Annotated in this window: 22 protein-coding genes and 1 riboswitch; of the genes, 12 read left to right on the forward strand and 10 right to left on the reverse strand. The window is 73.0% G+C overall.

What is annotated here, in order from left to right; translation table 11 throughout:
• Positions 1-7: 7 nt before the first annotated feature.
• A riboswitch (cyclic di-AMP (ydaO/yuaA leader) is annotated at positions 8-154 on the reverse strand.
• 228 nt (positions 155-382) lie between these two features.
• Complete coding sequence (locus tag HII36_RS26225) at positions 383-988, reverse strand: helix-turn-helix domain-containing protein (protein WP_328807899.1); 606 nt, start codon at positions 986-988, stop codon at positions 383-385.
• A 79-nt stretch (positions 989-1067) separates the two neighbouring features.
• On the opposite strand from HII36_RS26225, the gene HII36_RS26230 reads away from it, so the two are divergent.
• The 7 genes from HII36_RS26230 (at position 1068) to HII36_RS26260 (ending at position 8252) form a co-directional block, all read left to right on the forward strand.
• Positions 1068-2057: an NAD(P)/FAD-dependent oxidoreductase gene (locus HII36_RS26230; RefSeq protein WP_173525908.1), complete on the forward strand. Its 990-nt coding sequence runs from the start codon at positions 1068-1070 to the stop codon at positions 2055-2057.
• Between the two features lie 92 nt (positions 2058-2149).
• Complete coding sequence (locus HII36_RS26235) at positions 2150-3229, forward strand: hypothetical protein (RefSeq protein WP_173525909.1); 1080 nt, start codon at positions 2150-2152, stop codon at positions 3227-3229.
• 34 nt (positions 3230-3263) lie between these two features.
• Entirely contained in the window at positions 3264-4406 is a 1143-nt protein-coding gene (locus HII36_RS26240; protein WP_328807900.1) for a toxic anion resistance protein, read from the forward strand.
• Entirely contained in the window at positions 4403-5929 is a 1527-nt protein-coding gene (locus HII36_RS26245) for a substrate-binding domain-containing protein (RefSeq protein WP_173525910.1), read from the forward strand. Before HII36_RS26240 ends, HII36_RS26245 begins: the two co-directional genes overlap by 4 nt.
• Positions 5916-6533: a hypothetical protein gene (locus HII36_RS26250; protein WP_173525911.1), complete on the forward strand. Its 618-nt coding sequence runs from the start codon at positions 5916-5918 to the stop codon at positions 6531-6533. The genes HII36_RS26245 and HII36_RS26250 overlap by 14 nt, the downstream gene beginning before the upstream one ends.
• A 75-nt stretch (positions 6534-6608) precedes the next feature.
• The gene (locus HII36_RS26255; protein WP_328807901.1) at positions 6609-7424 is read left to right on the forward strand and encodes an SAM-dependent methyltransferase; all 816 of its coding nucleotides are present in this window, start codon (positions 6609-6611) and stop codon (positions 7422-7424) included.
• Between the two features lie 42 nt (positions 7425-7466).
• On the forward strand, positions 7467-8252 hold the full coding sequence (locus HII36_RS26260; protein WP_173525913.1) for an alpha/beta hydrolase: 786 nt from the start codon (positions 7467-7469) through the stop codon (positions 8250-8252).
• A gap of 10 nt (positions 8253-8262) precedes the next feature.
• Here the strand turns inward: HII36_RS26260 and HII36_RS26265 are convergent, their stop codons facing one another.
• On the reverse strand, positions 8263-8895 hold the full coding sequence (locus tag HII36_RS26265) for a tetratricopeptide repeat protein (protein ID WP_173525914.1): 633 nt from the start codon (positions 8893-8895) through the stop codon (positions 8263-8265).
• 91 nt (positions 8896-8986) lie between these two features.
• Between HII36_RS26265 and HII36_RS26270 the strand changes: the two genes are divergently transcribed.
• Positions 8987-9964 (forward strand): aldo/keto reductase, encoded by a 978-nt coding sequence (locus tag HII36_RS26270; protein ID WP_173525915.1) that lies wholly within the window; start codon positions 8987-8989, stop codon positions 9962-9964.
• Positions 9965-9972: 8 nt separating this feature from the next.
• On the opposite strand, the gene HII36_RS26275 is transcribed toward HII36_RS26270, so the two are convergent.
• The 4 genes from HII36_RS26275 to HII36_RS26290 form a co-directional block, all read right to left on the reverse strand.
• Positions 9973-10344, reverse strand: a complete 372-nt coding sequence (locus HII36_RS26275; RefSeq protein WP_236003875.1) for an STAS domain-containing protein — start codon at positions 10342-10344, stop codon at positions 9973-9975.
• A 333-nt stretch (positions 10345-10677) separates the two neighbouring features.
• Entirely contained in the window at positions 10678-11541 is an 864-nt protein-coding gene (locus tag HII36_RS26280; protein WP_173525917.1) for an SMP-30/gluconolactonase/LRE family protein, read from the reverse strand.
• Positions 11542-11631: 90 nt separating this feature from the next.
• Positions 11632-12678: an aminotransferase class III-fold pyridoxal phosphate-dependent enzyme gene (locus HII36_RS26285; RefSeq protein WP_173525918.1), complete on the reverse strand. Its 1047-nt coding sequence runs from the start codon at positions 12676-12678 to the stop codon at positions 11632-11634.
• Between the two features lie 118 nt (positions 12679-12796).
• On the reverse strand, positions 12797-13192 hold the full coding sequence (locus HII36_RS26290; RefSeq protein ID WP_173525919.1) for a hypothetical protein: 396 nt from the start codon (positions 13190-13192) through the stop codon (positions 12797-12799).
• Between the two features lie 140 nt (positions 13193-13332).
• On the opposite strand from HII36_RS26290, the gene HII36_RS26295 reads away from it, so the two are divergent.
• Together HII36_RS26295 and HII36_RS26300 are read left to right on the forward strand one after the other, a co-directional pair.
• Positions 13333-15294 carry a sensor histidine kinase gene (locus HII36_RS26295; RefSeq protein WP_236003882.1) on the forward strand — a complete coding sequence of 654 codons (1962 nt, stop codon included), beginning with the start codon at positions 13333-13335 and terminating at the stop codon, positions 15292-15294.
• A gap of 22 nt (positions 15295-15316) precedes the next feature.
• On the forward strand, positions 15317-15961 hold the full coding sequence (locus HII36_RS26300) for a response regulator transcription factor (protein ID WP_328807902.1): 645 nt from the start codon (positions 15317-15319) through the stop codon (positions 15959-15961).
• Positions 15962-16022: 61 nt separating this feature from the next.
• Here the strand turns inward: HII36_RS26300 and HII36_RS26305 are convergent, their stop codons facing one another.
• Positions 16023-18932 (reverse strand): M36 family metallopeptidase, encoded by a 2910-nt coding sequence (locus tag HII36_RS26305; protein ID WP_328807903.1) that lies wholly within the window; start codon positions 18930-18932, stop codon positions 16023-16025.
• 200 nt (positions 18933-19132) lie between these two features.
• Here HII36_RS26305 and HII36_RS26310 point away from each other — a divergent pair, with 200 nt between their 5' ends.
• A complete protein-coding gene (locus HII36_RS26310; protein WP_173525921.1) occupies positions 19133-19870 on the forward strand; it encodes a YqjF family protein in 738 nt (245 codons plus the stop codon).
• A 93-nt stretch (positions 19871-19963) separates the two neighbouring features.
• Here the strand turns inward: HII36_RS26310 and HII36_RS26315 are convergent, their stop codons facing one another.
• The 3 genes from HII36_RS26315 to HII36_RS26325 all read right to left on the reverse strand — a co-directional run bounded on the left by HII36_RS26315 (position 19964) and on the right by HII36_RS26325 (position 22983).
• A complete protein-coding gene (locus HII36_RS26315) occupies positions 19964-20938 on the reverse strand; it encodes a sporulation protein (RefSeq protein ID WP_173525922.1) in 975 nt (324 codons plus the stop codon).
• An 81-nt stretch (positions 20939-21019) separates the two neighbouring features.
• The gene (locus HII36_RS26320) at positions 21020-22585 is read right to left on the reverse strand and encodes a multicopper oxidase family protein (protein ID WP_173525923.1); all 1566 of its coding nucleotides are present in this window, start codon (positions 22583-22585) and stop codon (positions 21020-21022) included.
• Complete coding sequence (locus HII36_RS26325; RefSeq protein ID WP_217369982.1) at positions 22582-22983, reverse strand: hypothetical protein; 402 nt, start codon at positions 22981-22983, stop codon at positions 22582-22584. Before HII36_RS26325 ends, HII36_RS26320 begins: the two co-directional genes overlap by 4 nt.
• Before the next feature lie 142 nt (positions 22984-23125).
• Here HII36_RS26325 and HII36_RS26330 point away from each other — a divergent pair.
• Positions 23126-24470: sensor histidine kinase (locus HII36_RS26330; protein WP_173525924.1), on the forward strand; the 1345-nt coding region annotated here is incomplete at its 3' end.

Here is a 24470-nt window from a genome sequence, read left to right on the forward strand (position 1 = left end):
AGAAGACTCCTAGCTTCCATGCCGCTTACCGGGTTAGCTGACGGGTTCGGGCGTGGAAGCTGCCCTACGACACCGAGTCACGATGTCGATTCACCCCGAGTGGACACATGGGTCCCCGGTTCCATCGCGTGGATGGATTCAGCGGGCACAGGACGATCCTGTGCAAAGGGATTTCGCGGTGAGGACGTCATCCGGCACTGAGGGCTCGAGACGTCGACCGAAGATGCTTCAACGGTAACCTCTGCCCCAAAAGCAGGGCAAATCCGGTAAAGCACTCGCAAAGTGCGATCCAGGATGCCGGGCCCACATGAGGGCATCTCGCGCATCCAGGTATGTACAACACACCCCCGGCCTGGGTAATTCCCACCCCAAGCCATCCCCATCAGCCGGCCGCGTCAGCCGCCCCCCGGCCCCGGGGCCTGGCCCTGACGTGCATGCGTTCACCTTGCCGCCCGAACAGGCTGAGCACCTCGACAGGCCCGTCCCCGGCGCTGCCGAACCAGTGCGGCAGCCGCGTGTCGAACTCGGCCACCTCCCCGGGCCCCAGCACCAGGTCATGGCCGGACAGCACCAGCCGCAGCCGCCCGGACAGCACGTACAGCCATTCGTAACCCTCGTGCGTGCACGGCTCAGGCGTCACACGCGTCGCAGGCAACACCATCTTGTACGTCTGCAGCGGCCCGGGCTGCCTGGTCAGCGGCAACACCATGTTGCCGTTCACGCGCCGCGCCTTGAGGCGCACCCGGGGATCGCCCACCTCGGGCGCGCCGACCAGCTCGTCCAGCGGCACCTGGTGCGCCTGCGAGATCGGCAGCAGCAGTTCGAGGCTGGGCCGCCGCTGCCCGGACTCCAGCCTGGACAGCGTGCTCTTGGAGATGCCGGTGGCCTCGGCGAGCGCGGACAGGCTGATCCCGCGCTCGGCACGCAGCCGCCTGAGCCTGGGCCCGATCTCGGCGAGTGCCTGGGCGATGGGGGTCGAGTGTTCCACGGGCCCCATTGCACACGTTCGTCCCGGAAACGGCAACAGATGTTGTCGTTCCAGCGGGCGCTGGCGCAAGCTGAGCAGCATGAAGAGCGATGATGAATCCCGATATGACGTGGTGATCGTGGGTGGCGGCGCGGCCGGGCTGAGCGCGGCGCTGGTGCTGGGCCGGGCCAGGCGCAAGGTGGCCGTGGCCGACGCCGGGCGGCCGCGCAACGCGCCGGCCGAACACATGCAGGGCTTCCTGTCGCGTGACGGCATGAACCCCGGCCACCTGCTGGAGGCCGGCCGGGCCGAGGTCACCGGGTACGGCGTGCGGCTGATCGAGGGCCGGGTCGACCGCCTGGAGGCCCAGGCCGGCGAACCCGGCTACCAGGTGCACCTGTCCGGCGGCCCGGTGCTGCGGGCTCGCCGTCTGGTGGTGTCCACGGGGCTGCGTGACGAGCTGCCCGATCTGCCCGGCGTGCGCGAGCGGTGGGGCAAGGACCTGCTGCACTGCCCGTACTGCCACGGATATGAGGTGTGCGACGAGCCGCTCGGCGTGCTCGGCGCCACGCAGGGCGCGGTGCAGCAGGCGCTGATGCTCCGTCAGTGGTCGTCCGACCTGGTCCTCTTCCCGCACCGGCTGGAGCTGTCCGACGACGAGCGCGAACAGCTCGCCGCGCGTGACGTGCGGATCGTCGAGGGCGAGGTCAAGCGGCTGGCCGTGGACGGCGACCGGCTGCGCGGGGTCGAGCTGGCCGACGGGACGGTGGTGCCGCGCGCGGCGGTGTTCGTCTTCCCGCGCATGGTCCCGCACGACGACCTGCTGACCGGCCTGGGCTGCGAACGGGACGCGTCCGGCTGGGTGACCACCGACCGCTCCGGACTGACCAGCGTCCCCGGGGTGTGGGCGGTGGGGAACGTCGCCGACCCGCGGGCGCAGGTGATCTCGGCGGCCGGGATGGGCGCCGCGGCGGCGTTCGCCGTCAACCACGACCTGGTGGACGAGGAGACCAGGCAGGCCGTCGAGGCCCGCCGCGCCGCGACCGCGAAGGCGCCGAGAAAACAGCGGCCGGTTCTGAACGGCGGATGAATTCTGCCGTAAGCCCCGAGGTCCCCCCACCCGTCGCCACATTCGCCCTCCCATAATCCGAAATACGGGGGATGCGGCGGCAAAGGGGGGCCATGAAGCGATGGGTCGGGGTGGTCCTGGCGGTGGTGCTCGCCGGGGCCGTGGTGGCCGCGATCGTGGCGGGGAACCGGGGGTCGGGCGTCCCCGAGCCGGTCGTGGCCCGCGGGGTCATCGGCTCGGAGAAGAAGCCGTTCTTCGACGATCCGCGGGTCAAGGCGGTCTTCGCCGAGCATGGGCTGCGGGTGGAGGTGGACACCGCCGGGTCCAGGCAGATCGCCACCGACGTGGACCTGAGCCGGTACGCCTTCGCCTTCCCGTCCAGTGTCCCGGCGGCGGAGAAGATCAAGCGGGATCGGCGGGCCACCCGTACGTACGCGCCGTTCTACTCGCCCATGGCGGTGGCCACGTTCCAGCCGATCGCGGACCTGCTCACCCGCCTCGGCGTCCTACGCGATTCCGGACACGGCTACCAAATCCTCGATATCAAGAAATATCTAGAAATAGCCGAGAAAGGCACGCGCTGGGATCAAATTCCTGGCAACTCTGTTTACCCGGCGCGTAAACGGGTCCTGCTGACCACCACCGACGTCCGCACCTCGAACACCGCCGCCATGTACCTGGCCGCGATCGGCTACGTGGCCAACGGCGACGACGTGATCAGCTCCGCCGCCCAGGTGGCGAAGGTCGCGCCGGTCCTCGCCCCGGCCGTGCTCGACCAGGGTTTCTCCGAGTCCACCAGCGAGGCGTCGTTCGACGACTATCTCGCGCTCGGCGCGGGCAAGACGCCGATGCTCGTCATCTACGAGGCCCAGTATCTCGCCCGCGTCTTCGCCGGAGACGGTTCGATCAAGCCGGACATGCGGCTGGTCTACCCGTCGCCGACCGTGCACAGCAAGCACACGCTGGTCCCGCTCACCGAGCCGGGCGCGCGCGTGGGCGAGCTGCTCACGCGCGACCCCGAACTGCTCGCGCTGGCCGCCAGGTACGGCTTCCGCACCGCCGACCCGAAGGCGTTCACCGACCTGGTGGCCGCCACCCGGGCCCCGGCCGCGGCCCAGCTCGTGGACGTGGTGGAACCGCCCGCGTACGAGCACCTGGAGCAGCTGATCGCCGGCATCGGCGCGGCCCGCTGACCACGAAACGCCGGCCGAGTGAGGAGATCATGACGTGTCCGACCTGGTGCTGACGCCGCCCGAGCCGGTGGCCGCGATCCCGGCCGAGACCGCGGCGGGCATGCTGCCGCTGACCGGGGAACGGGCCGCCGAGCTGGCCGCGAAGGCCCACGACTTCGCCGCCGGGCTGGACGGGCTCGACCCGCGTTCGCCGGAGTTCGCCCGCAGGGTGCACGACATCTCGGCGATGGGCGACACCGAGATCAGGGCCGCCTCGCAGGCGGCGAACCGGATGTTGCGGCGGCCGGTCGCCGCGCTGTCGTCCGCGCGCGGCGAGGGCGCCGACGCGCAGGCCAGGGTGGCCGACCGGCTGGTCGCGCTGCGCCGCACGGTGGTCGACCTGGATCCGAAGCAGACCTCGGGCGGGACCCGCAAGCTGCTCGGGCTCATCCCGTTCGGCGACCGGCTGCGCGACTACTTCGCCAAGTACCGCTCCGCGCAGCGGCACCTCGACGACATCATCCGCGCGCTCAGGTCCGGCCAGGACGAGCTGCTGCGCGACAACGCGGCCATCGAGGGCGAGAAGACCCGGCTGTGGGAGGTCATGATCCGGCTGCAGGAGTACGCGGTCATGGCCAAGGCGCTCGACGCGGCGCTGGAGGAGCGGATCGCGGCGGCCGACGAGCAGCGGGCCACCGCGCTGCGTTCGGACGCGCTGTTCACCGTCCGGCAGAAGCATCAGGACCTGCTCACCCAGCTCGCCGTGTCCGCGCAGGGCTACCTGGCGCTGGACCTGGTTCGCAAGAACAACCTGGAGCTGAGCAAGGGCGTGGACCGGGCCACCACGACCACGGTCGCCGCGCTGCGCACCGCGGTGACGGTGGCGCAGGCGCTGGCCGGGCAGAAGCTGGTGCTCGACCAGATCACCGCGCTCAACGCCACCACCAACGACCTGATCCTGGCCACCAGCGAGATGCTGCGCACGCAGGCGGGCGCGATCCAGACGCAGGCCGCGGGCACGGCGGTGGACCTGGACACGTTGCGCCGGGCGTTCGACAACGTCTACGCCACCATGGACACGATCGACACGTTCAAGGCCAAGGCCGTGGAGAACATGGCGGCCACCGTCGACAGCCTGACCGCCGAGCTCGGGCACGCCCGGCTCTACCTGGAGCGGGCCAGGGAGGACGAGCGATGAGGCGGGCGCTCGCGGCCGTCCTGATCCCGCTGCTCCTGACCGCCGCCGCCTGTTCGACCGCGGCGGAGCCGGACACGCTGCACGTGCTGGCCGGCAGCGAGATCAAGGACCTGGAGCCGCTGCTGGCGCGGGCGCCCGGGGTGCGGGTGGAGCTGACGTACACCGGCACGCTGGACGGCGCCGAGCAGGTCGCGAACGGCCGGGCCGACGCCGACGCGATCTGGTTCTCCGCCAACCGCTACCTGTCGCTGATCGACGGCGCGCAGGCCAGGCTGTCCACCCAGACCAAGATCATGGCCTCCCCGGTGGTGCTGGGGCTCAAGCCGGGCAAGGCCGCCGAGCTGGGCTGGGACAAGCAGCCGGTGACCTGGACGGACATCGCCATGGCCGCCGAGCGGGGGCGGTTCGGCTTCGGCATGACCAACCCGGCCTCGTCCAACTCGGGTTTCTCCGCCCTGGTCGGGGTGGCGGCGGCGCTGTCGGACGCCGACGCCGCGCTCGGCACCGACCAGATCAGGACGGTGACGCCCAGGCTCAAGCGGTTCTTCTCGGCGCAGCGGCTGACGGCCGGCTCGTCGGGCTGGCTGGCCGACGCCTACGCCAGGAACCCGGCCGTGGACGGGATGATCAACTACGAGTCGGTGCTGCTCGGCCAGCGCGAGCCGCTGACCCTGATCTATCCGAGTGACGGGGTGGTGAGCGCCGACTACCCGCTCACGCTGCTGGCCGCCGCTCCCCCGGCCAAGAAGGCGCTGTACGACAGGCTGACCGCCTGGCTGCGTACCCCGCAGGTGCAGCGGGAGATCATGACCGGCACCCATCGCCGGCCGATCGTGCCCGAGGTGCGGCCGGACGACCGCTTCGGCGCCGCCCAGCTCATCGAGTTGCCGTTCCCGAACCGCCGGGCCGCCGCCGACGAGCTGATCAGCACGTATCTGAACGAGGTGCGGGTGCCGGCGCAGGCCAGGTTCGTGCTGGACACGTCCGGGTCGATGCGTGGCACGCGGATCGAGGCGCTGCGCCAGGCCCTGGTCACGCTGACCGGCGCGGACGGTTCCGCCTCCGGCGCCTTCACCCGGTTCAGCAACCGCGAGTCGGTGACGATGATCCCGTTCAACGGCACGGCGGGCACGCCGACGCCGTTCGTCGTCCCTGACCGGGACCCGGAGCCGGTGCTCACCCGGATCAAGGAGTACGCGCGGGGGCTGGACGCGGCCGGCGGCACCGCGATCTACGACGGGCTGCGGGCCGCCTACGACCAGCCGGTCACCCCCGGGCACTACGGCTCGGTCGTGCTGATGACCGACGGCGAGAACACCGACGGCTCCGACTTCGCGGCCTTCGCCGCCTACCACCGGTCGCTGCCCCAGGAGCGGCGCGCGATACCGACGTTCGTGGTGCTGTTCGGCGAGAGCGACGACGAGGAGATGCGGCAGGTGGCCGAGCTGACCGGCGGCGCCGTCTTCGACGCCAGGTCGGGCTCGCTGAGCGCGGCGTTCAAGGAGATCCGTGGCTACCAGTGACCGGGTGCTGCGCTATCTTGGCTCGACCAGGAACATCGCCGGGTCGGCGCTGGCGCTGCTCGGCGTGGCGGGCCACTTCCTCGGGCTGACCGGCGCGTTCTGGCCGGTGGTGGTGGCCGGCCTGTACGGGGTGGGCGCGCTGCTCGCGCCGTCCGACCGGGTCAGGCTGACGATCTCGCACGCCGAGGTGGAGACGCGGGCCCTGCGGGCCGACCTGGCCGGGCTGCTCGGCCGGATCGACGGCCGATTCCCCGATGACGTGCTGGCGGGCGTCCGAGCGCTGGCCGAGGTGCTTGAGGGCATCCTGGCGCGGGCCGAGCAGCTGACCTCGTCCCCGGATCAGTTGCACGTGGTGTCGCAGACGATCCGCGGCTACCTGCCGGCGAGCCTGGAGGCGTACGCGAACCTGCCGCGCCGCTACGCGCTGACCCGGCGCGCGGGCCTGCGGCGCAGCGCGCACGAGGAGCTGCTGGCCCAGCTCGCGCTGCTCGACGGCGAGCTGCGCAAGGTCGCCGACGCCGTGCACCGCGGCGACGAGCAGGCGCTGCGCGACCAGGGACGCTTCCTGCGCGACAGATTCGGCGGCTCCGCGCTGGACTTGTAGAGGTTGGCGTTTCTTCCCTCCTCGAAGATCGACGGCGGCTACGATGCGTAAAACGTGTCTCTTATGGAGGTTTGTGTGGGCAACGACCGGGATGTGGAGCAGGCCCTGGCGAGAATCAACACCTCTGTGCCGCATCCGGCCCGCGTGTACGACTATCTGCTCGGCGGCAAGGACAACTACGAAGCCGACCGCGCGGTGGCCGAGCAGGTGCTCGCACAGACGACCGGGCTGGTGGAGGGGGTCAAGGAGAACCGGGCCTTCCTCGGCAGAGCGGTGCGCCACCTGGCCGAGCAGGGGGTGACGCAGTTCCTCGACCTGGGCACCGGCATCCCCACCCAGGGCAACACGCACGAGGTGGCCCAGGCGGTCAACCCGAACGCCCGCGTGGTGTACGTGGACAACGACCCCATCGTGATGAACCACGCCCGGGCGCTGCTGCGCGGCACCCCTGAGGGACGTACCGCCTACATCGAGGCCGACATGCTCGAACCGGAGAGCGTGCTCAAGCACCCGCGCACGCTGGAGACGCTCGACTTCTCCCAGCCGGTCGCGGTGATCGTCATCGGCGTGCTCATGTACTTCACCGACGAGCAGGACCCCTGGGGCGTGGTCAAGCAGTACAGCGACGCCACCTGCCGGGGCAGCCACCTGGCCCTCACGCACACCACGGCCGACTTCCAGCCGGAGATCCTGGGCGCGTTCGAGGAGTCGTACCAGAGCCCGGGCGCGATCAAGCTGACGAACCGGTCCGGGCCCGAGATCGCCCGCTTCTTCGAGGGGTACGCGCTGGTCGAGCCGGGTCTGATCACGACCTTCGCGTGGCGTCCCGAGGAGCCGGCGCCGAGCGGGACGATCTCCGGCGCGTACGCCGCCATCGGCAGGAAGCTCTGATCCCGGCCTCCGCGTCCTGGTGAGCCGTGGTGGACTGGCGGCATGCGCGTCCTGCTCGTCGTCCTCGCGGTGCCGGTGCTGCTGCTCGGGTTGTTGTGGGTGTTCCAGCGGCGGCTGATCTACCTGCCCGACACGTCGGCCGCGCCGCCCGCCGCCGCGGTGATCCCCGGGGCTCGTGACGTCACGCTGGTGACCGAGGACGGGCTCCGGCTCGGCGCCTGGTACGTCCCCGGCACGCACCCGGTGAGCGTGCTGATCGCGGGCGGCAACGCGGGCAACCGGCGGCACCGGGCGCCGCTGGCCGTGGCCCTGGCCGCGCACGGGCATCCGGTGCTGCTCATGGACTACCGCGGCTACGGCGGCAACCCGGGCGGCCCGGACGAGGAGGGCCTGCACCTCGACGCCCTGGCCGCCCGCCGCTTCCTGGACGCCGCCGGCGGCTCGCGGGTCGTCTACTTCGGCGAGAGCCTGGGCGCGGCGGTGGTGACGCGCCTGGCCACCCGGCGCCCGCCGGACGGGCTGGTGCTGCGTTCCCCGTTCACCGACCTGGCCGCGGCGGGCCGGGTGAACTACCCGTTCCTGCCGGTCGGGACGCTGCTGCGGGACCGTTTCCCGCTCGCGGAACAGCTCGCCGGCGTCCGCGTGCCCACCGTGGTCGTGTACGGCTCCGGCGACACGATCGTCCCGCCGGAGCTCAGCAGGCGGGCCGCCGAGTCCGCCGGCGGGCCGGTGGAAGTGGTCGAGGTGGCCGGGGCCGGGCACAACGACCTGTCACTGCTGACCGGGCCCGAGGTGGTCGGCGCCGTACTCAAGCTGGCCCGCCGATGAGGGTGGCCGGTCAGCCGAGCTGCGCCCTGGCCTCGTCCACGAAGGCCACGACGCGCTCGGCCCCGCACTCCACGGCGATCGCGCGGGCCCGCTCGGCCAGGTCGAGCGCGTCGTCGCGGCGGCCCTCGGCGAGCGCGATGTGGATCAGCCCGACCATGTTGGCCGCGACGCCGGGCAGCAGGCCGATCTCGCGGCGCAGCCGGCTGGACTCCTCCAGGTTCCGCTTGGCGGAGTCGTAGCGGCCGGCGGCATGGTCGGCGATGCCCAGGTGCCGCAGCGCTTCCGCGCGGATGTCCGTGTCGCCGTCGGCCAGGTCACGTGAGCGTTCCAGCAGCGGGACGGCCGTGTCGTGGTCGCCCTCGACGACCTGGTGGTAGCAGCCCACCCAGAACAGCGCCGCCGCCTCGCCCCGGGCGTCGCCCAGCGCCTGGTACAGGCTCAGCGCGCGCTCGAACAGGGCCAGCGCGGCCGGATCGGGGCGGCGCTCGTCGAGGAACCGCACGTGCAGGACCCGGCCTCGGGCCAGGGCCAGGGCGGCCTCGACCGCGTCGAGCTCGCGTGCGGACTCGGACAGCGCCCCCTCGTCGCCCGCGTAGACCGCGCGCTCGTACAGCCGTTTCGACCTCTCGATCCACTCGCTCATGCCGCTGACTCCCCGTCGCGTGAACGCCCCGCGGGACCGTGGGACATAATCCGTGAAGCCTAGTGGACGAAGAGGAAGGCGGGGGTTCGCCGTGGAGACGCGCGTACTCGGACGTACGGGACGGCAGGTCGGCGTGGTCGGGCTGGGCACCTGGCAGCTCGGCGCCGACTGGGGCGAGGTGCGCGAGGACGAGGCGCGCGCCACCCTGGAGGCCGCCGTAGAGCGGGGCGTGACCTTCCTCGACACCGCCGACGTGTACGGCGACGGCCGCAGCGAGCGGATCGTCGGCCGCTTCGCCAAGGAGCACCCGGGGCTGACCGTGGCCACCAAGATGGGCCGCAGGACGGCCCAGCTGCCGGAGAACTACGTGATGGCCGGCTTCCGCGCCTGGACCGGGCGCTCGCGCGAGAACCTCGGCGTCGACACCATCGACCTGGTCCAGCTCCACTGCCCGCCCACGCCCGTCTACTCCAGCGGCGAGGTGTTCGACGCGCTCGACACGCTGGTCGCGGAAGGCGGCATCGCCGCGTACGGCGTGAGCGTGGAGACCTGCGAGCAGGCGCTGACCGCGATCGCCAGGCCGGGCGTGGCCACCGTGCAGATCATCCTGAACGCCTTCAGGCTCAAGCCGCTGGAGCGCGTCCTGCCGGCCGCCCGCGCCGCCGGGGTGGGCATCATCGCCAGGGTGCCGCTGGCCAGCGGCCTGCTCTCGGGCAGGTACGACGAGAAGTCACGGTTCGGCCCGGACGACCACCGCACCTTCAACCGGCGCGGCGAGGCGTTCGACGTGGGCGAGACGTTCTCCGGCGTGGACTTCGCCACCGGCCTGGAGGCGGTGCGCAAGCTGGCGCCGCTGGTGCCAGAGGAGCTGACCATGACCCAGTTCGCGCTGCGCTGGGTGCTCGACCAGCCGGGCGTCAGCGTGGTCATCCCGGGCGCCCGCAACGCCGCCCAGGCCAGGGCCAACGCGGCGGCGGCCGCGCTGCCGCCGCTGCCCGAGGCGACGCCGGCGGCCGTGCGCGAAGTCTACGACGAGCTGATCCGCCCGCAGGTGCACCACCGCTGGTGAACGGCGGCTCACGTGGTCGGCTCGGTCGGCCGGGAGCCGGGGCGGTCGGGGTCGGCCCCGGTGAACGCCAGCCCGGGCGCGCGGTCCCAGCCGACCAGGGTCATCAGGCGCCGTACGTGCGGCGGCACCGCGTCGAGTACGATACTGCGGCCGGGCGGCAGGCCGGCCGCCACCGCGACGATGAACCGCAGGCCGGCCACGTCGATGAAGGTCAGGCCGGCGAGGTCGAGCCTGATGTCCTGGCCGCTGACGCGGACCGCCCAGCGTAACGCCCGGACGAGCGTCGCCAGGTTGCCGACGTCGATCTCGCCTGACACGCGTAGGCCGAACGGGTTGCTGATTCGTGTGATCTGAGCGTGGTCTCCGGTTTCTAAAGGCATCGTTCTCCGGGTCTGGTGGGGGGACGGTAGGCAGGCGACCGCCGGCGCCGGGTGGGCGCGGGTCGCCTGAAGGCGGGTGAGCGGGTGTCGCCGGGGGTGCGGCGCCGCGAGCGGGTGCTCAGCGGTCTCGGCCGGGTCGTACAGGTTCCAGGCGATCACCCTTCGGGCCGGCCGGCGGTCTCGCGCCTGGTGGCGCGGAGCCGGCTCGGCTCACCAACGAGGTCTTCGTGCCTCCTGCCCAGAGAACGACGCTTTACGCGAACCCCACCCGTGGCCAGGGGCATCACGGCCGCGCGCGAGACGCGGGGCATCACGGCCGCGCGTGAGGCGGGATCAGAGCGTGGTGGGCAGGACCGGGCGGCCGGTGACGCCGGGTTCGGCCGCGAACAGGGCGCCGGCCGACGGCTGCGCGGCCCTGTCGACGCCGAGCGCGGACGTGGTGATGTAGAGCGTGCCGAGGTCGTCGCCGCCGAAGGCGACCGCCGTGATCTTGGGGACGGGCAACGTCACGACCGCGTCCAGCTTTCCGTCCTGGTCGTAGCGGTGCACCGCGGCGCCGTCCCACAGCGCCACCCAGACGCCGCCCTCGGCGTCCACGGTCAGGCCGTCCGGGGTGCCCTGGGCGGGGTCGACGACGGCGAACGGGCGGCGGCCGGTCAGGCCCTCGTCCCGGTCGTAGTCGAAGACGTCCACCCGGCCGGTGGGGGTGTCGGTGTAGTAGGCGCGGGTGCCGTCCGGGCTGAAGTCGAAGCCGTTGGAGATGGTCACCTCGGGCAGCACCACGCGCAGCGAGCCGTCGGGCTCGGTCACGTAGAACGTGCCGCGCCCGGGTTCCGCCGAGTAGCTCATGCTGCCGATGTAGAAGCGGCCGTCGGGGTCGCAGCCGCCCTCGTTCATCCTGACCTCGGGATCGGTCCATTCCTCGCCGAGCGAGCGCAGCGGGGCGTCCAGGTCGTCGGAGTCGGCCAGCAGCAGTTCGCGCTCCCCGGCCACCAGGAACCCGCCGGCGGCGCGCGGGCGCACGACGGCGGCGATCGCGCCGACGTGGCGGCGGCGGACCGCGCCGCCGGGTTCGAGCGCCAGCACGTCGCCCGCCAGCATGTCGACCCACCGCAGGCCGCCCCAGCCGGCGGACCACACGGGGCCCTCGCCGTGCTCGGCCACGGGGTCGGTCACCTGGTAGGACGTGATGCTCATGCCGATCTCCTCAACGCTGTTCCGTCGTACGTGCTCGACGGCGGTTCACGACATTGTTCACCGTACGGACGGGTTCGCGTACGGGGCGCATCAGACGGTGGCCAGCGTGTGGCGGGCGATCTCCACGTTCAGCAGCCCGGTGACGTGTGCCGCCTGCTCGTCGGTGATCACCAGAGGCGGGGTGAGCACGACCCGCTCGGGCGACCAGGGCAGCAGGACGCCCGCGCGCAGCGCCCGGTCACGCAGGTCGAGCGCGGGGGTGTCGAGGTCGATGACGATCATGAGCCCGGCCCCGCGCACGGCGGCGACCCCGGGCAGCTCGGCCAGCGGCGCCAACTCGCCGAGCATCCGCTCCCCCAGGTCGGCGGCGCGGGCGGGCAGGTCGTCGCGCTCGATGAGGTCCAGGTTGGCCAGGGCGGCGGCGGCCGCGGCGGCGTGACAGAGGCTCGCCGTCGTCTCGCCGGCCGGCGTCTCTTCTGGCGGCCTCTCGTCGCGGGGCGGCGCGGTTCGCGCGGTGGTGATCACCGCGCCCAGCGGAAGGTATCCGCTGGTCAGGGAATCGCCGGTGATCACGAGGTCCGGGGTGAGCACGTGGCGGGCGGAGCCGAACCAGGCGCCGGTCCTGCCGAGTCCGGTGGTGGTCTCGTCGGCGATGAGCAGCAGGTCGTACCGGTCCCTGAGCTCCCGTACCAGGGGCCAGTCCACCGGTCCCGGCCCCGGTTCGACGCTGAGCGCGGCCGACCGGCCCGGGCCCGCCTCCGCCACGGCCCGTTCCAGGTCGCCAGGCCCGGCGGAAAGGATCCTGACGCGGTCCGGGGCGCCCGCCCGTCGCCAGGCCTGCCTGGCGAGCTCGGCCGCCAGCCGCCTGGCCGCGTCGGCGCCCGGGGTGAACAGCACGTCGCCGTCCTGGGCGAGGTGTTCGCGCACGAGAGCGGCCAGCCTGTCGCGCAGGCGGGCGGCGGGCTCGCCCGCCTGGCCGGGGAACGCGGCGAGCGTACGCAGCTGTGCGGCCGCCGCGTCGGCCAGCTCGGCCCGGCCGTGACCGGCCAGGCAGGGGCCGAGCCCGGCGGTGGCGTCGATCAGCTCCCGGCCGCGATCGTCGCGGACGAGTGCGCCGCTGCCGCTGCGGAGGATCATCGGCGACCTCCCGGCTCGTGGCGGAAATGACGGTATCGCCCCACTTCCCGCTACGGGCCTGCCCATCCCTCGCGCCGGGCACACCCCGCCGTCGCCCAACACCCCGCCAACCTTCCGCTCAGCGCAGCAGGCGGAAGACGCGGAGCGCGGCCACCCCGCCCACCGCCAGGTGCGTGGCGACCAGCGCCACCTGGTAGGCGCGCTGCCCGGGGTCCAGCTCGGCGGCGTACCCGCCGTCGAAGAAGCCCGAGACGAACGCCAGCACGCCCGTCACCGCCAGCAGCGCCCCCGCGGGCACGGCCAGCGCGGGCCGGTCGTGGGTGGCGCCGACGACCAGGATCGCCTGGGCGAGCATCATCGGGATCGGCGCGGACAGCCGGGCCGTCGGGCCCAGCGCCTCCAGCAGGCCGGGGCTCAGCCCGGTGCGCACCGAGATGACCGCGCCCACCAGGTCCATGACCAGCAGCAGGCAGACCCCGGCGAGCAGGGCGGTGGCGAAGGGTCGGGACGACATGGCTCTCTCCTCGGAAAATCGTGGGTGTTCCGAGGATCGGCGGAGGTGGAAGCGGGCGTCATGAGTCCCGGGTCCTGCGACGGAAGGGACATCTCGTCCCGTGACGACGGGACCGGACCAATGACACGATTCCCCTCGTGATGGACAAATCGGCGTGGCGTGGTGTGGCGGCGGGGAGCCTGCTGCTGGTGCTGGTCGCCGGCGCGCTCGCCGTCGAGCCGCGACTGCGGGAGCTCGGCGTCACCGGGTTCGTGGAACGTTACGACGCCTTCCGCGCGGTCGCGGCGCTCGCGTTCGGGCTGCCCGGCGTGCTGGTGGTGACGCAGCGGGCGGCGGTGCGGGTCGGCTGGCTGATGGTGTTCGTCGGCGCGGCCCAGGCTTTGGGGCTGGCCCTGGGCGCGTACGGCCTGCTCGGCATCAACGGCGCCGCCCCCGGGCTGCCGGGCGACGACTGGGCGATGTGGTTGTCGAACTGGCTGTGGGTGCCCGCGTATCTCGCCGTCCCGACGCTCTTCCCGCTGATCTTCCCCGACGGCGCGCTCCCGTCGCGCCGCTGGTGGCCGGCGGCGGCCCTGGCCTGGGCCGGGATCGCGGCGAACACGCTGGACTGGGCGCTGCGCCCCGTCACGGTCGTGGACGTGGCCGGCATGTACCCGCCGGGCTACACGGGCGTGCTGTCCGGCCTGTCCGGGTTCCCGCCGGTCGTCAGGGCGGCCGGCCTGGCGTTGACGTTCGCCGCGGTGGCCGCCGCGGTGTGCTCGCTGGTGGCGCGTTACCGGCGGGCGGATCCGGTGGTGCGGCGCCGGCTGCAGTGGGTGCTGGCGGCGGCGCTGCTCACGGTGGTGCTGCTGGGCCTGGCGCTGGCCGTGCCCGCCGGGCCGTGGATCGCGGCGGCCGCGGCCGTGCCGCTGCCGGTGTCGGTGTGCGTGGCCGTGGTCGCGCACCGGCTGTGGGACGTCGATCTGCTGCTGTCCCGGGCGCTGGCGTTCGGCGCGGCGGGCGTGGTGCTGCTGGCCGGGTACCTGGCGGTGGCGTACTGGCTGGGTGACGTGCTGGGCTCGGGGGCGACGGCGGCGCTCGTGGCGCTGGCCGTGCACCCCCTGTACCGGCGGGCGGCGATCGCCGCCAACAAGCTCGTGTACGGCGACCGCGACGACCCCGCGGCGGCGCTGCGCAGGCTCGGAGAACGGCTGTCGGCCGCCGGAGCGGCCGGGGACCTGCTGGAACGCATGTGCGCCGAGCTGGGCCGGGCGCTGCGGGTGCCCTACGTGGCCGTCGAGGAGTCCGGCACGGTGGTGGCCCGCTGGGGCGGCCCCGGCGCGGTGGCCGACCCGGTGCCGCTGCACCACCGGGGCGAGCGCGTCGGCACGCTGGTGGTGGGCGAGCGCCTGCGCCGCAGGGACCTGAACCTGCTCGCGGAGCTGACCCCGCACCTGGCCGTGGCCGTGCACGCGCACCGGCTGGCGGCCGACCTGGCCCGCTCGCGCGACCGGCTGCTCGCCGCCCGCCAGGAGGAACGCGACCGGCTGCTGCACGAGCTGCACGACGGGCTCGGGCCGACGCTGGCCGCCCTGGCCCTCGGCGTCGATCGCGGCCGCCGGCTGGTCGGCAGCGACCCGGAGGCCGCGGGCCTGCTCATGGCCGACCTGTCCACCCGGATCAGAGGGACGGTCGAGGACGTCCGCGCCATCGTGCACGACCTGCGCCCGCCGCCCCTGGACGACCTGGGCCTGGCCGGCGCGCTGGCCGAGCTCGGCCGGGGCTTCGCCGGCGACCTGGCGGTCGAGGTGGACGCGCAGCCCGACCTGCCCGCGCTGCCCGCACAGGTGGAACTGGCCGCGTACCGGATCACCGCCGAGGCGCTGACGAACGCGGCCAGGCACGCCCGCGCCTCCCGCTGCACGGTGCGGCTGCGCGCCGCCGACACGCTGGAGCTGCGCGTGGACGACGACGGCGTCGGCGTCATGGCCCCGGCCAGGCGCGGCTTCGGCCTGGCGTCGATGAAGCGGCGCTCGGAGGAGCTGGACGGCACCTTCGAGCTGACCACCGGCGACGGCGCGGGCACCAGCCTGCTGGTCCGGCTGCCGCTGGCGGTCTCATGACCACGGGCCCGGCGGTGGAGCGGTGATCAGGGTGCTGGTGGTGGAGGACCACCCGGTGTTCGCCGAGGGGCTGGTCGCGCTGCTCGGCGACCTGCCGGAGGTGACGGTGGCCGGCGTCGCGGGCAGCGGCGAGGAGGCGATCGAGCTGGCGCGTTCGGCCACGCCCGACGTGATCCTGATGGACCTGCACCTGCCCGGCATCAGCGGCGTGGAGGCCACCGGCCGGATCCTGGCGTTCCTGCCCGGCGTGGCGGTGCTGGTGCTGACCATGCTGTCGGACGACGAGACCGTCCTGGCCGCGATCCGCGCCGGGGCGCGCGGCTACCTGCTGAAGGAGGCGACGCCGGCGGAGATCGTCCGGTCGCTGGAGTCGGTGACGGCCGGCCAGGTGGTGTTCGGGGCCGCGACGGGCAGCCGGGTGCTGGCCGCGCTGGCGTCCGCGCAGGCGCGCCCGCGCCCGCTGCCCGAGCTGACCGAGCGTGAGGTGGAGGTGCTCGACCTGGTCGCGGCCGGGCTGACCAACCAGGCCATCGCGGCGCGGCTGTTCCTCAGCGAGAAGACCGTGCGCAACCACGTGTCGAACATCTTCGCCAAGCTCGGCGTGCCCGACCGGGCCGGCGCCGTGGCCAGGGCCAGGGACGAGGGCCTGGGCGGGCGCCGCAGGTAGCTCGCGGCCCCCGATGGGTACGGCTCGCGCCCGGATGCGCGCGAGCCGTACCCCCGGGTGGTCAGTGCGAGAACGCCTGGAACTCGGCGGCCCGCACGTGCTCGCGCGTGGCGCTGGCCGTGGCGCAGTCCGTCGCGGAGTTCGGGTCGTCGTCCTGCTCACCCGCGTACAGCGGGTTGCCGGTGCACTGGGTGGTGACCGCGCGGAGCATCAGGTGGGTGGCGGTGGTGGTGGGGACGCGGAACGACTTGATCAGCATGTCGGCACCGCGCGGGCGCGGCAGCGACGACTGGAAGGCGTCCGGCGCGCTGGTGTAGATCTTCTTGTAGTTGGCCGGGTCTGCGCAGTTCGCGCTGCAGGCCAGCACCTCGAACGAGCGCAGCGCCGAGAAGCGGTTCTGCGTGCCGGGGTCGGCCTCGCCCGGGGCGGTGACCGGCGGCCTGAGCATGGCGCTCACCTGGACCCGGCGGATCTTGACCGGGCTGTCGCCGGCCAGGTCCACCACGACCGACTTGCCGGCCGGGGCTCCGGTCCTGGAGGCCCAGTTCGTGGCCTCGGTCTCGTCGATCAGCTGGGCGTGGTTGACGCCGTCGCCCGAGGCCGACGCGCCCGACGCGGACGAGGCGTGGTTACGGCTCAGCGGCAGCGGGAACGGCAGCTTGACGCCGGGCACGACCGCGTACTTCAGCCGGCTGTGGCCGAAGCCGTTGCCGGTGACGACGAAGTCGTACAGCCCGGGGGTCATCTCCACGGTGTCGCCCAGCGGGGTGGCCGGGTCGGTGTCGGCGACCGGGACCACGCGTCCCTCGTAGTCGCCCACGTACAGCCGCAGCGCCGCGCCCTTGGCCTCGCCCAGCGGCTTGAGCTGCAGCGAGCCGTTCTTGCCCTTCGGGTTGACGAAGCTCGGCGTCGGGTCGGCGTCGTTCTGGCCCGCGCTGGTCGCGCCCGCGCCGAGGCCGTGCTCGGCGAACGCGCGCCAGATGATGTCCTGGTTCGCGCCGCCGAAGCGGATCGTGTCGGCCGCGAGCAGCGCGTCGCGATGGTCGACGTAGCTGACCGCGCCGGTGGCCATCAGCAGCAGCGCGTCGAACGAGAGCTGCGCCCAGCGCCGGTTGCCCGGGCACTGCGTGACCGGCTTGACGCCGTCCGCGCAGGCCTTCTGCCGGCTGGCCGAGCCGTCGCCGTAGCGCTTGAGGAACGCCGCGCGCACGTCGAACTGGGTGGCCGACCAGATCTCGCCGTCGGCGTGCACCTGCTGGCCGACGATGTCGTAGGCGATGTCGCTGTAGTTCAGCGGGGACTTGGACATGTCGTAGTTGCGGATGCCGCGCTTGGCGTCGCCGGTGACGTAGCCGCCGGTGACGTACGGGGTCTCGCCGCGCGGGCGGAAGCCGTACTCGAACAGGTACTCCATCGCGAACAGGTCCGAGGTGCTCTCGTTCATCGCCCCGGGCTGCGCGCCGCTCCAGCCGGCGTCCGGGCCGCCGACCATGCGGCCGGAGATCGCGTGGGTGTACTCGTGGCCGATGACCGACATGTCGTAGTCGCCGTCGACGCAGGGGGCGTAGAAGCCACCGGCGATCGGCTGCCACAGGTACATGTTGGTGATCACCGGCATCCCGTCGGGGAAGGTGATCTGGTTGGCGTTGTCGCGGACGGACAGCACCCGCGCGCCCGCCTGGGCGTTGCCCTGCTCGGGGTCGCCGCCGAGTCCGCCGCGGCCGCCGTTGTCGGCCTGCATGTTCCACGCCGTCTCGGTGAAGCCGAGCCGGTAGGACCAGTCGTGCATGCGGTTGTGCATGGCGTGCAGGTTCGAGATCGACGCTTCCAGGTCGTTCTCGCCCGGCTGGTCGAACACCGCGGGGTTGCACTTGGCCTTGTACCAGGTGTTCTGCCACGGGTAGGCGTAGTCGCGGCTGGGGGTGGGCACGTTGCTGCGGGTGCCGACGGTGAACGGGTCGCCGCTGGCCCGGTTCTCGAACGTGCGCGCCGCGTTGCCGAGACTGGTGAACGTCGGCGTGTTCGTCGTGTGGTCGACGTCCCAGGCCTTGCCCGTGGCCGGGTCGCCGCCGACCACGTAGTCACAGCCGGGGCCGGCCGTGAAGCACCAGGTCTTGCGGGTGTCGGTGGAGGAGTAGTCGCCTGGCGGGTTCGCCGGGAAGGCCTCCCAGCTCGGGTTCTCCGGGTCGAAGTGGTCGACCAGGTTCTCCCTGACCAGGATCGCGCCGCTGACCGCGTCCACGTGCGTGGTGTAGGCGGCGGTCTCGTCCTGGCCGCCCCCGCCCACGACCACCTGGTACGCGTTGTGCACGCCGTCCGCCGCCGGCACGGCCACCGGGGTGACCTTCTTGACCGGGGCCGTGGCCAGGTCGATGCCGCCGTCCTTGGCGGCGATCTCCAGCGCCCGCTGGGCGGTGATCGCGGCGGCCGGCGGCGCGCCGGTGGCCCGGGACAGCGACGAGGTGACGTGCCAGACCTTGCCGCCGTTCACGCCCACCGCGACCAGGCCGTCCACGCCGGCCGGCAGGTCGCCGAACTTCTGCCGCAGCAGCACGGCGTGGCCGTCGCCGATCGGGTTGATCGCGACCTTCTCCAGCGCGTCCACCGCGGCGGGCGGCAGGCCGAACAGGCTCTCGTTGTTCTTCAGATAGGTGCGCGCGGCCTGCTCGGGGTCGGCGCCCAGGCCCTCGGCCAGCGGCTGGGCGGCGGCGGTGACGACCGCCGGGGTGCCCAGCGCGTTCCACCGGACGTCGGCGGAGTTCGCCGCGCCGCGCGCGGCGAAGCTTGCGGGCGGCGGCACCCGGCCCTGGCGGTTGTCCAGGTCGGGCTTGCCGTGTTCCTCCCCTTGGAAGTCGTGGACGACGGGAGCCTTGCCACCGGGTTCGCCCCGGGCCGTGCCCGCGATGGGCAGGGTGGCCGCGGCCATCGCGACGACGATCACAGTGCTGCGTAACCAGGGCTTCGTTGCCACTGTTCCCTCCTGCGCATGCCGAGACGCACGGATCGCGTGCGTCTCGCAAGAGGTAACACCGCCCAGTCAACGCGGCAAGATCTTGTATTGACTGGAATATCGGCGTATAGGGGGCTTTGGGGTAGGCGGGGGCCTTTGGGGCAGGCGGAGAGCCGGGCGCGGGCCGCATGGCGGCGGCCGGAGGCGGGCAGGAGGCGGTCATGCGAGCACCGCCGTCCGCGAAGGTCGACCGGCCCGTGATGCATCACCGCTGGTCGACGATGACGTTCATGCACTGGCGCTACCCGCGCGACCTCGTCGCCGCGCTGGTGCCAGGCTCGTTCACCGTGGAGACGTTCGACGGGAGCGCGTGGGTCGGGCTGACGCCGTTCCTCATGTCGGACGTGCGCGCGCCGGGCACGCCGGCGCTGCCCTGGCTGTCCCGCTTCCCCGAGACCAACCTGCGGACGTACGTGCGTGACGCCGAGGGCCGTCCCGGGGTCTGGTTCCTGTCACTGGACGCCGGGCGGTTGCCTGCCGCGATCGCCGGGCGCGGCGGGTACGGGCTGCCGTACTACTGGTCCGGCATGTCGGTGGACGTGGCCGGCCCGCTCGTCCGCTACCGGTGCCGGCGGCGCTGGCCCTCCTCGCGCGGCACCCGGTGCGACGCGAACGTGGAGACCGGGCCGCCGCTGACGGACGGCGAGCACGACGAGCTCGCGTTCTTCCTGACCGCCAGGTTCCGGCTGTTCTCGCTGGTGGCCGACCGGCCCGTCGCCGCCGAGGTCGAGCACCCGCCCTGGCCGTTGCGGCGGGCCCGGTTGATCGGGCTCGACCAGGACCTCGTCCAGGCCGCCGGGCTGCCCGCGCCGGACGGCCCGCCGCTGCTGCACGCCTCGACCGGCGTGCCGGTGCGGGTCGGGCTGTGGAACTGGGTCAGGCCGGGGGACGGGCGGTAGCCGAGGGTTGACGATGGCCGGGACCCCGGGAGCGGCGGGTGCCGGTCCCGAGGTCTTCGTGTGGTGGTTACCAGTCGACCAGTCGTGTGATGGTTACCAGTCGCCGCCCTCGTCGCCTTCGAAGACCTCCTCGAAGACCTCCTCCACGATCTCGCCCGCGACCAGCCCGCCCACGACGCCCGCCGCGCCGGCCGCGGCGATCGTGCCCATCCCGGGGCCGTCGTGGTGGCCGTGGTGTCCGTGCTGTCCGTGGCCGTCGTGGTGGCCGAAGTGGCCGCCCGAGTGCCCGCCGGAGTGGTGACCGTACTGGGACAGGCCGGCCAGCCAGCCGCCCAGCTCGGCGGCCCAGTCGGTGTGCAGCGCGTCGTCGTGGCTGACCGTGAAGCGCCCGAGCGCGTCGCCGGAGTAACGCCCGGCCCGCTTGTCGGCCTCCAGGACGACCTCCAGCCTGGCCGGGTCGGCCACGAACGTGACCTCGATCTCGCCCACCGCCCCGGCGTACTGCCCGGTCGGGTAGAACTCGATCTCCTGGTAGAACGGCAGCTCCTGGCGGATCCCGCGCAGGTGGCCCAGCTCCAGGTCGGCCGACTTGAAGCGGAAGCCGAGCCCGAGCAGGCCCTCCAGGATGCGCAGCTGCGAAGGCAGCGGCTCGACCGCGAACATGTCCAGGTCGCCCTTGTCGACGGCCTTGGCGATGGCCAGCTCGGTGCGCACGCCCACGGCCATGCCGGTCAGCGGCTGGCCGTCGATCTGGCTGATCGGGCTCTCCCACGGCACCGGGATCTCGAAGGCTACGCTCCGGTCCTCGCTCTTGCGCAGCGTGAACGGGCCGGAGACCTCGGTGCGGGCGAACTCGCTGACCCCGCCGCCCTCGCCGTCGCCGTACTCGATCTCGACGCGGGCCACCAGGCCGAGCGTGATGTGCTCGATCTCGGCGTCGAAGTCGCCGCCCTTCAGCCGTACCTCGCCGGCCAGCGTGCCGCCCGGCCGGGTCCGCGAGGTGGACAGCACGGTGTCCACGGTGGGCGCGCCGACGCCCAGAGCACCCAGCATGCGTTTGAAGACCACGGCTATGTCTCTCCCTGTCGAGAAGTGGATTGTTGTCTCCGCCGTCCGCCAGAACGATCAACGCGCGGTCCGAGTTCCGGTTCAGACGATCTCGAAGTCCGCCATCATCGCCATGTCCTCGTGTTCGAGGTTGTGGCAGTGCAGCATGTACGTGCCGCGGTAGCCGTCGAAGCGGGCGAGCACGTCCACGACCTCGTACGGGCGCACGTCCACGGTGTCCTTCCAGCCTGCGTCCGCGGCGGACGGTGACCGGCCGTTCCTGGCCAGCACCTGGAAGTGTGCCAGGTGCACGTGTACCGGGTGGTGGAAGTCGCTGGTGAAACGCCATCGTTCGGTGGTGCCCAGGCGGGGGCGGGCCAGCGGGCGTCCCGGCTGGTAGCGCAGGCCGTTGATCGTCCAGGCGGCCGATCCGACGTCGCCGGTTCTGCGGAAGTCGAAGACGCGGGTGGCCACGGCGGGGCCTGCCGGACGCGCCCGCGCCAGGGTCTTCGGCACGGCGCTGTCGTCGGCGGCCCGGCGCGCGACCACGAACCGCATCACGTTGCGGGCCGGGCCGCTGCCCAGCATGTTGACCAGCGTGACCGTGCTGCCGACCGGGTAGGCGGAGAAGTCCACGACGACGTCGAACCGCTCGCCGGGCGACAGCGGGATCTCGTCGTGGACGACGGGCGCGGTGAGCAGGCCGGCGTCGCTGCCGATCTGGGTGAACCGGCCGCCTGGGGCGAGCTTGAGCCGGTAGCGGCGGGCGTTGGAGGCGTTGAGCAGGCGCAGCCGGTAGCGGGTCGCCGTCACCTCGGCGACCGGCCAGGGCGCGCCGTTGACCAGGATCACGTCGCCTTCGACGCCTTCCATGTAGTCGCCGTGCACCCCCGCAGCCATGCCGTCGTGTCCCGCCGCCATGCCGCCGTGTCCGCCCCCGTGTCCGCCCCCGTGTCCGCCTCCTTGCTGGGGTGCGTGCTCGGGTGCGTGCGGGTACAGGAAGGAGCCGTCCTCGTCGAAGGATCTGTCGCAGATCATCAGCGGCAGTTCGCGGTCGCCGCGCGGCAGCGGCAGCGCGTCCTCCTCGTCGTCGCGGAGCAGGACGAACCCGGCCAGCCCCCGCCACACCTGCGGCGCGGTGAAGTCCATGCGGTGGTCGTGGTACCAGAGCGTGGCGGCCGGCTGGTCGAGCGGGTAGACGTAGTCCCTGGCCCCCTGGTGGTGCGTCTCCGGCATGTGCCCCCGGGAGGCGTGCCCGCCCTCGGGGATGATCAGGTCGGTGGGGTAGCCGTCGGAGTCCGGCGGGGTGACGCCGCCGTGCAGGTGGGTCGAGGTGGGCACGGGCAGCCTGTTACGCACACCGATCGTGGTGCGTTCGCCGCGCCGCAGGTCGAAGGTGGGACCGGGGAACGTGCCCGCGTAGCCCCACACCTCGGTCCTGGTACCCGGGATGATCTCCACCTGGGCGGCCCGCTGCACGACCTCGTAGCGGCCCGGACGTACCGGGCGGGCCACGTCCGGGATGGGCAGCGGGACGGTGAAGGGCCGCGGCAACGTCAACCGGCTGGCCAGCGCCTGACCGGCGGTCTCGGTGAGCCCGCCGCACCCGGCCAGGGCGAGCCCCGCTCCCCCGAGCAGCCCGAGGAACGAACGTCTGGAGACGGTCATGCCGCGGCCCTCACTCGCAGCGACCACCAGGTCCAGGCCGTGAAGACGGCCGACAACCCGAAGACGGCCATGCCGAGCGGGATGTGCAGCGCGATCACCCTGGCCTGCCCCAGCCCGATCTGGGCCAGTTCCATGGCCACCAGCCCCAGGCTCGCGAGGGCCGGCCACAGCGCCACCCGCGCCGGTCGCCACAGCAGGAACGCGGCGAGCGTCTGGAGGTAGAGCACGCTGTGGGTGAAGCCGCCGTTGCCGCGGTGCCAGGCGAGCAGGTCCACGTCGCCGGTGACGAACAGCCCGGCCAGCACGGCCTGCGCGAGCACCCCGGCCAGGTGGGCGGTGGCGAGCACGCGCAGGGCCCAGACGACCCAGCCGGGCGCGGCGGTGGTTGTGAGGTTCATGTCCGGAATGTTCGGGTCTGCGGGTGGGGGTGCACGTCGGCCACAGGTGGGCTTCGCCGCGTACTCCCAGGGTGGTACGCGGGCCTTCCACGGCCAACTCACGGGGGACGTCCCGGGGTGGGGCGGCCCCTAGATTGGCAGGATGAACAGCCCGGATTCCGTCCGCACCACGAGCAGCGCCCTCGACCCCGACACCGGGCACGACACCGACGCCAGGCACGCTCTCGATGCCGGGCACGACCTCGACGCCGAGCACGACCTCGACGCCAGGCACACCCTCGATGCCGGGCACGACACCGACGCCGGTAGGACGCGCCCGTGGCGGCCGCGCCTCAAGACGCGCCCCTGGCGGGGACACCTCGGGACTCGCTCGTGGCGGGGGCGTCTCAGCGGGATGAGCGCGCGGCAGGTCGATGCGCTCGTCGCGGTCGGCGCGCTCATCGCGATCGTCGGCGGCACGCACGGCAACCTGTCGTGGACCGGGCCGCACGAACGTCCGCTCGACCCGATCGGCCTGACGCTGATCGTGGTCGCGTCGGCGACGCTCGCGTACCGGCGCACCGCCCCGCTCGGCGCCGGCGCGGTGGCCGCGGCGTGCGGCGTCGCCTACTACGCGGCCGCCTACCCCGGCGTGTTCGCCGCCGCGCCCGCGCTCAGCGCGATCTACACGCTGGCCGTGCTCGGCCGCCGCCGGGCCGCGATCTGGCTGGCGGTGTCGCTGGCCGTGCCGGTGTACGGGCTGATGGCGCTCGCGACCGACGATCCTGCGGCGGGCAGCGGGATGACCCTGCTGAGCGGGTGGCTGGTGGCGATGGTGGTGGTCGGCGAGGTGACCAGGGCGCGGCGGGCGTACCTGCGGGCCGTCGAGCAGCGTGCGGAGGAGGCCGAGCGCACCCGCAGGGAGGTCGAGCGCACCCGCGAGGAGGTGGCGCTGCGGCGGGCCGGTGAGGAGCGCCTGTGGATCGCCCAGGAACTGCACGATTCGCTCACGCACAGCATTTCGGTCATCAACGTCCAGGTCGCGGTCGCCATGCAGCTGCTGGAACGGCGGCCGGAGCGGGCGCGTGAGGCGCTGGCCGCGATCAAGGAGTCCGGTCACGAGGCGATGGGCGAGCTGCGGGCCACGCTGGGCGTGCTGCGGCAGGCGGCGGGTGACGGCGTTGAGACCGGGCTGTCCAGGTTGCCGGCGCTCGTGGCCAGGGCGGAGCGGGCCGGGGTGCGGGTGACGTACGAGGTGTCGGGCGAGCCGTACCCCCTGCCCGCGGAGACCGACCGGGCCGCGTACCGGATCGCGCAGGAAGCACTCACGAACGTGCTGCGCCATGCGGGCGCGACCGTGACGACGGTGGCCGTGGCCTACGATCCAGACAAGATCGTGCTGCTCGTGGACAACACGTCGGACGGCACCGCGGACCTTACTGCGGACCGCACTGTGGGCGGCTCCGGGGACGGCTCCGGGGGCGGCCCAGTGGGCGGCTCGGTCGGTG

It is taken from the genome of Nonomuraea antri, assembly GCF_013283785.1.
In the GTDB taxonomy this organism is placed as follows: domain Bacteria; phylum Actinomycetota; class Actinomycetes; order Streptosporangiales; family Streptosporangiaceae; genus Nonomuraea; species Nonomuraea antri.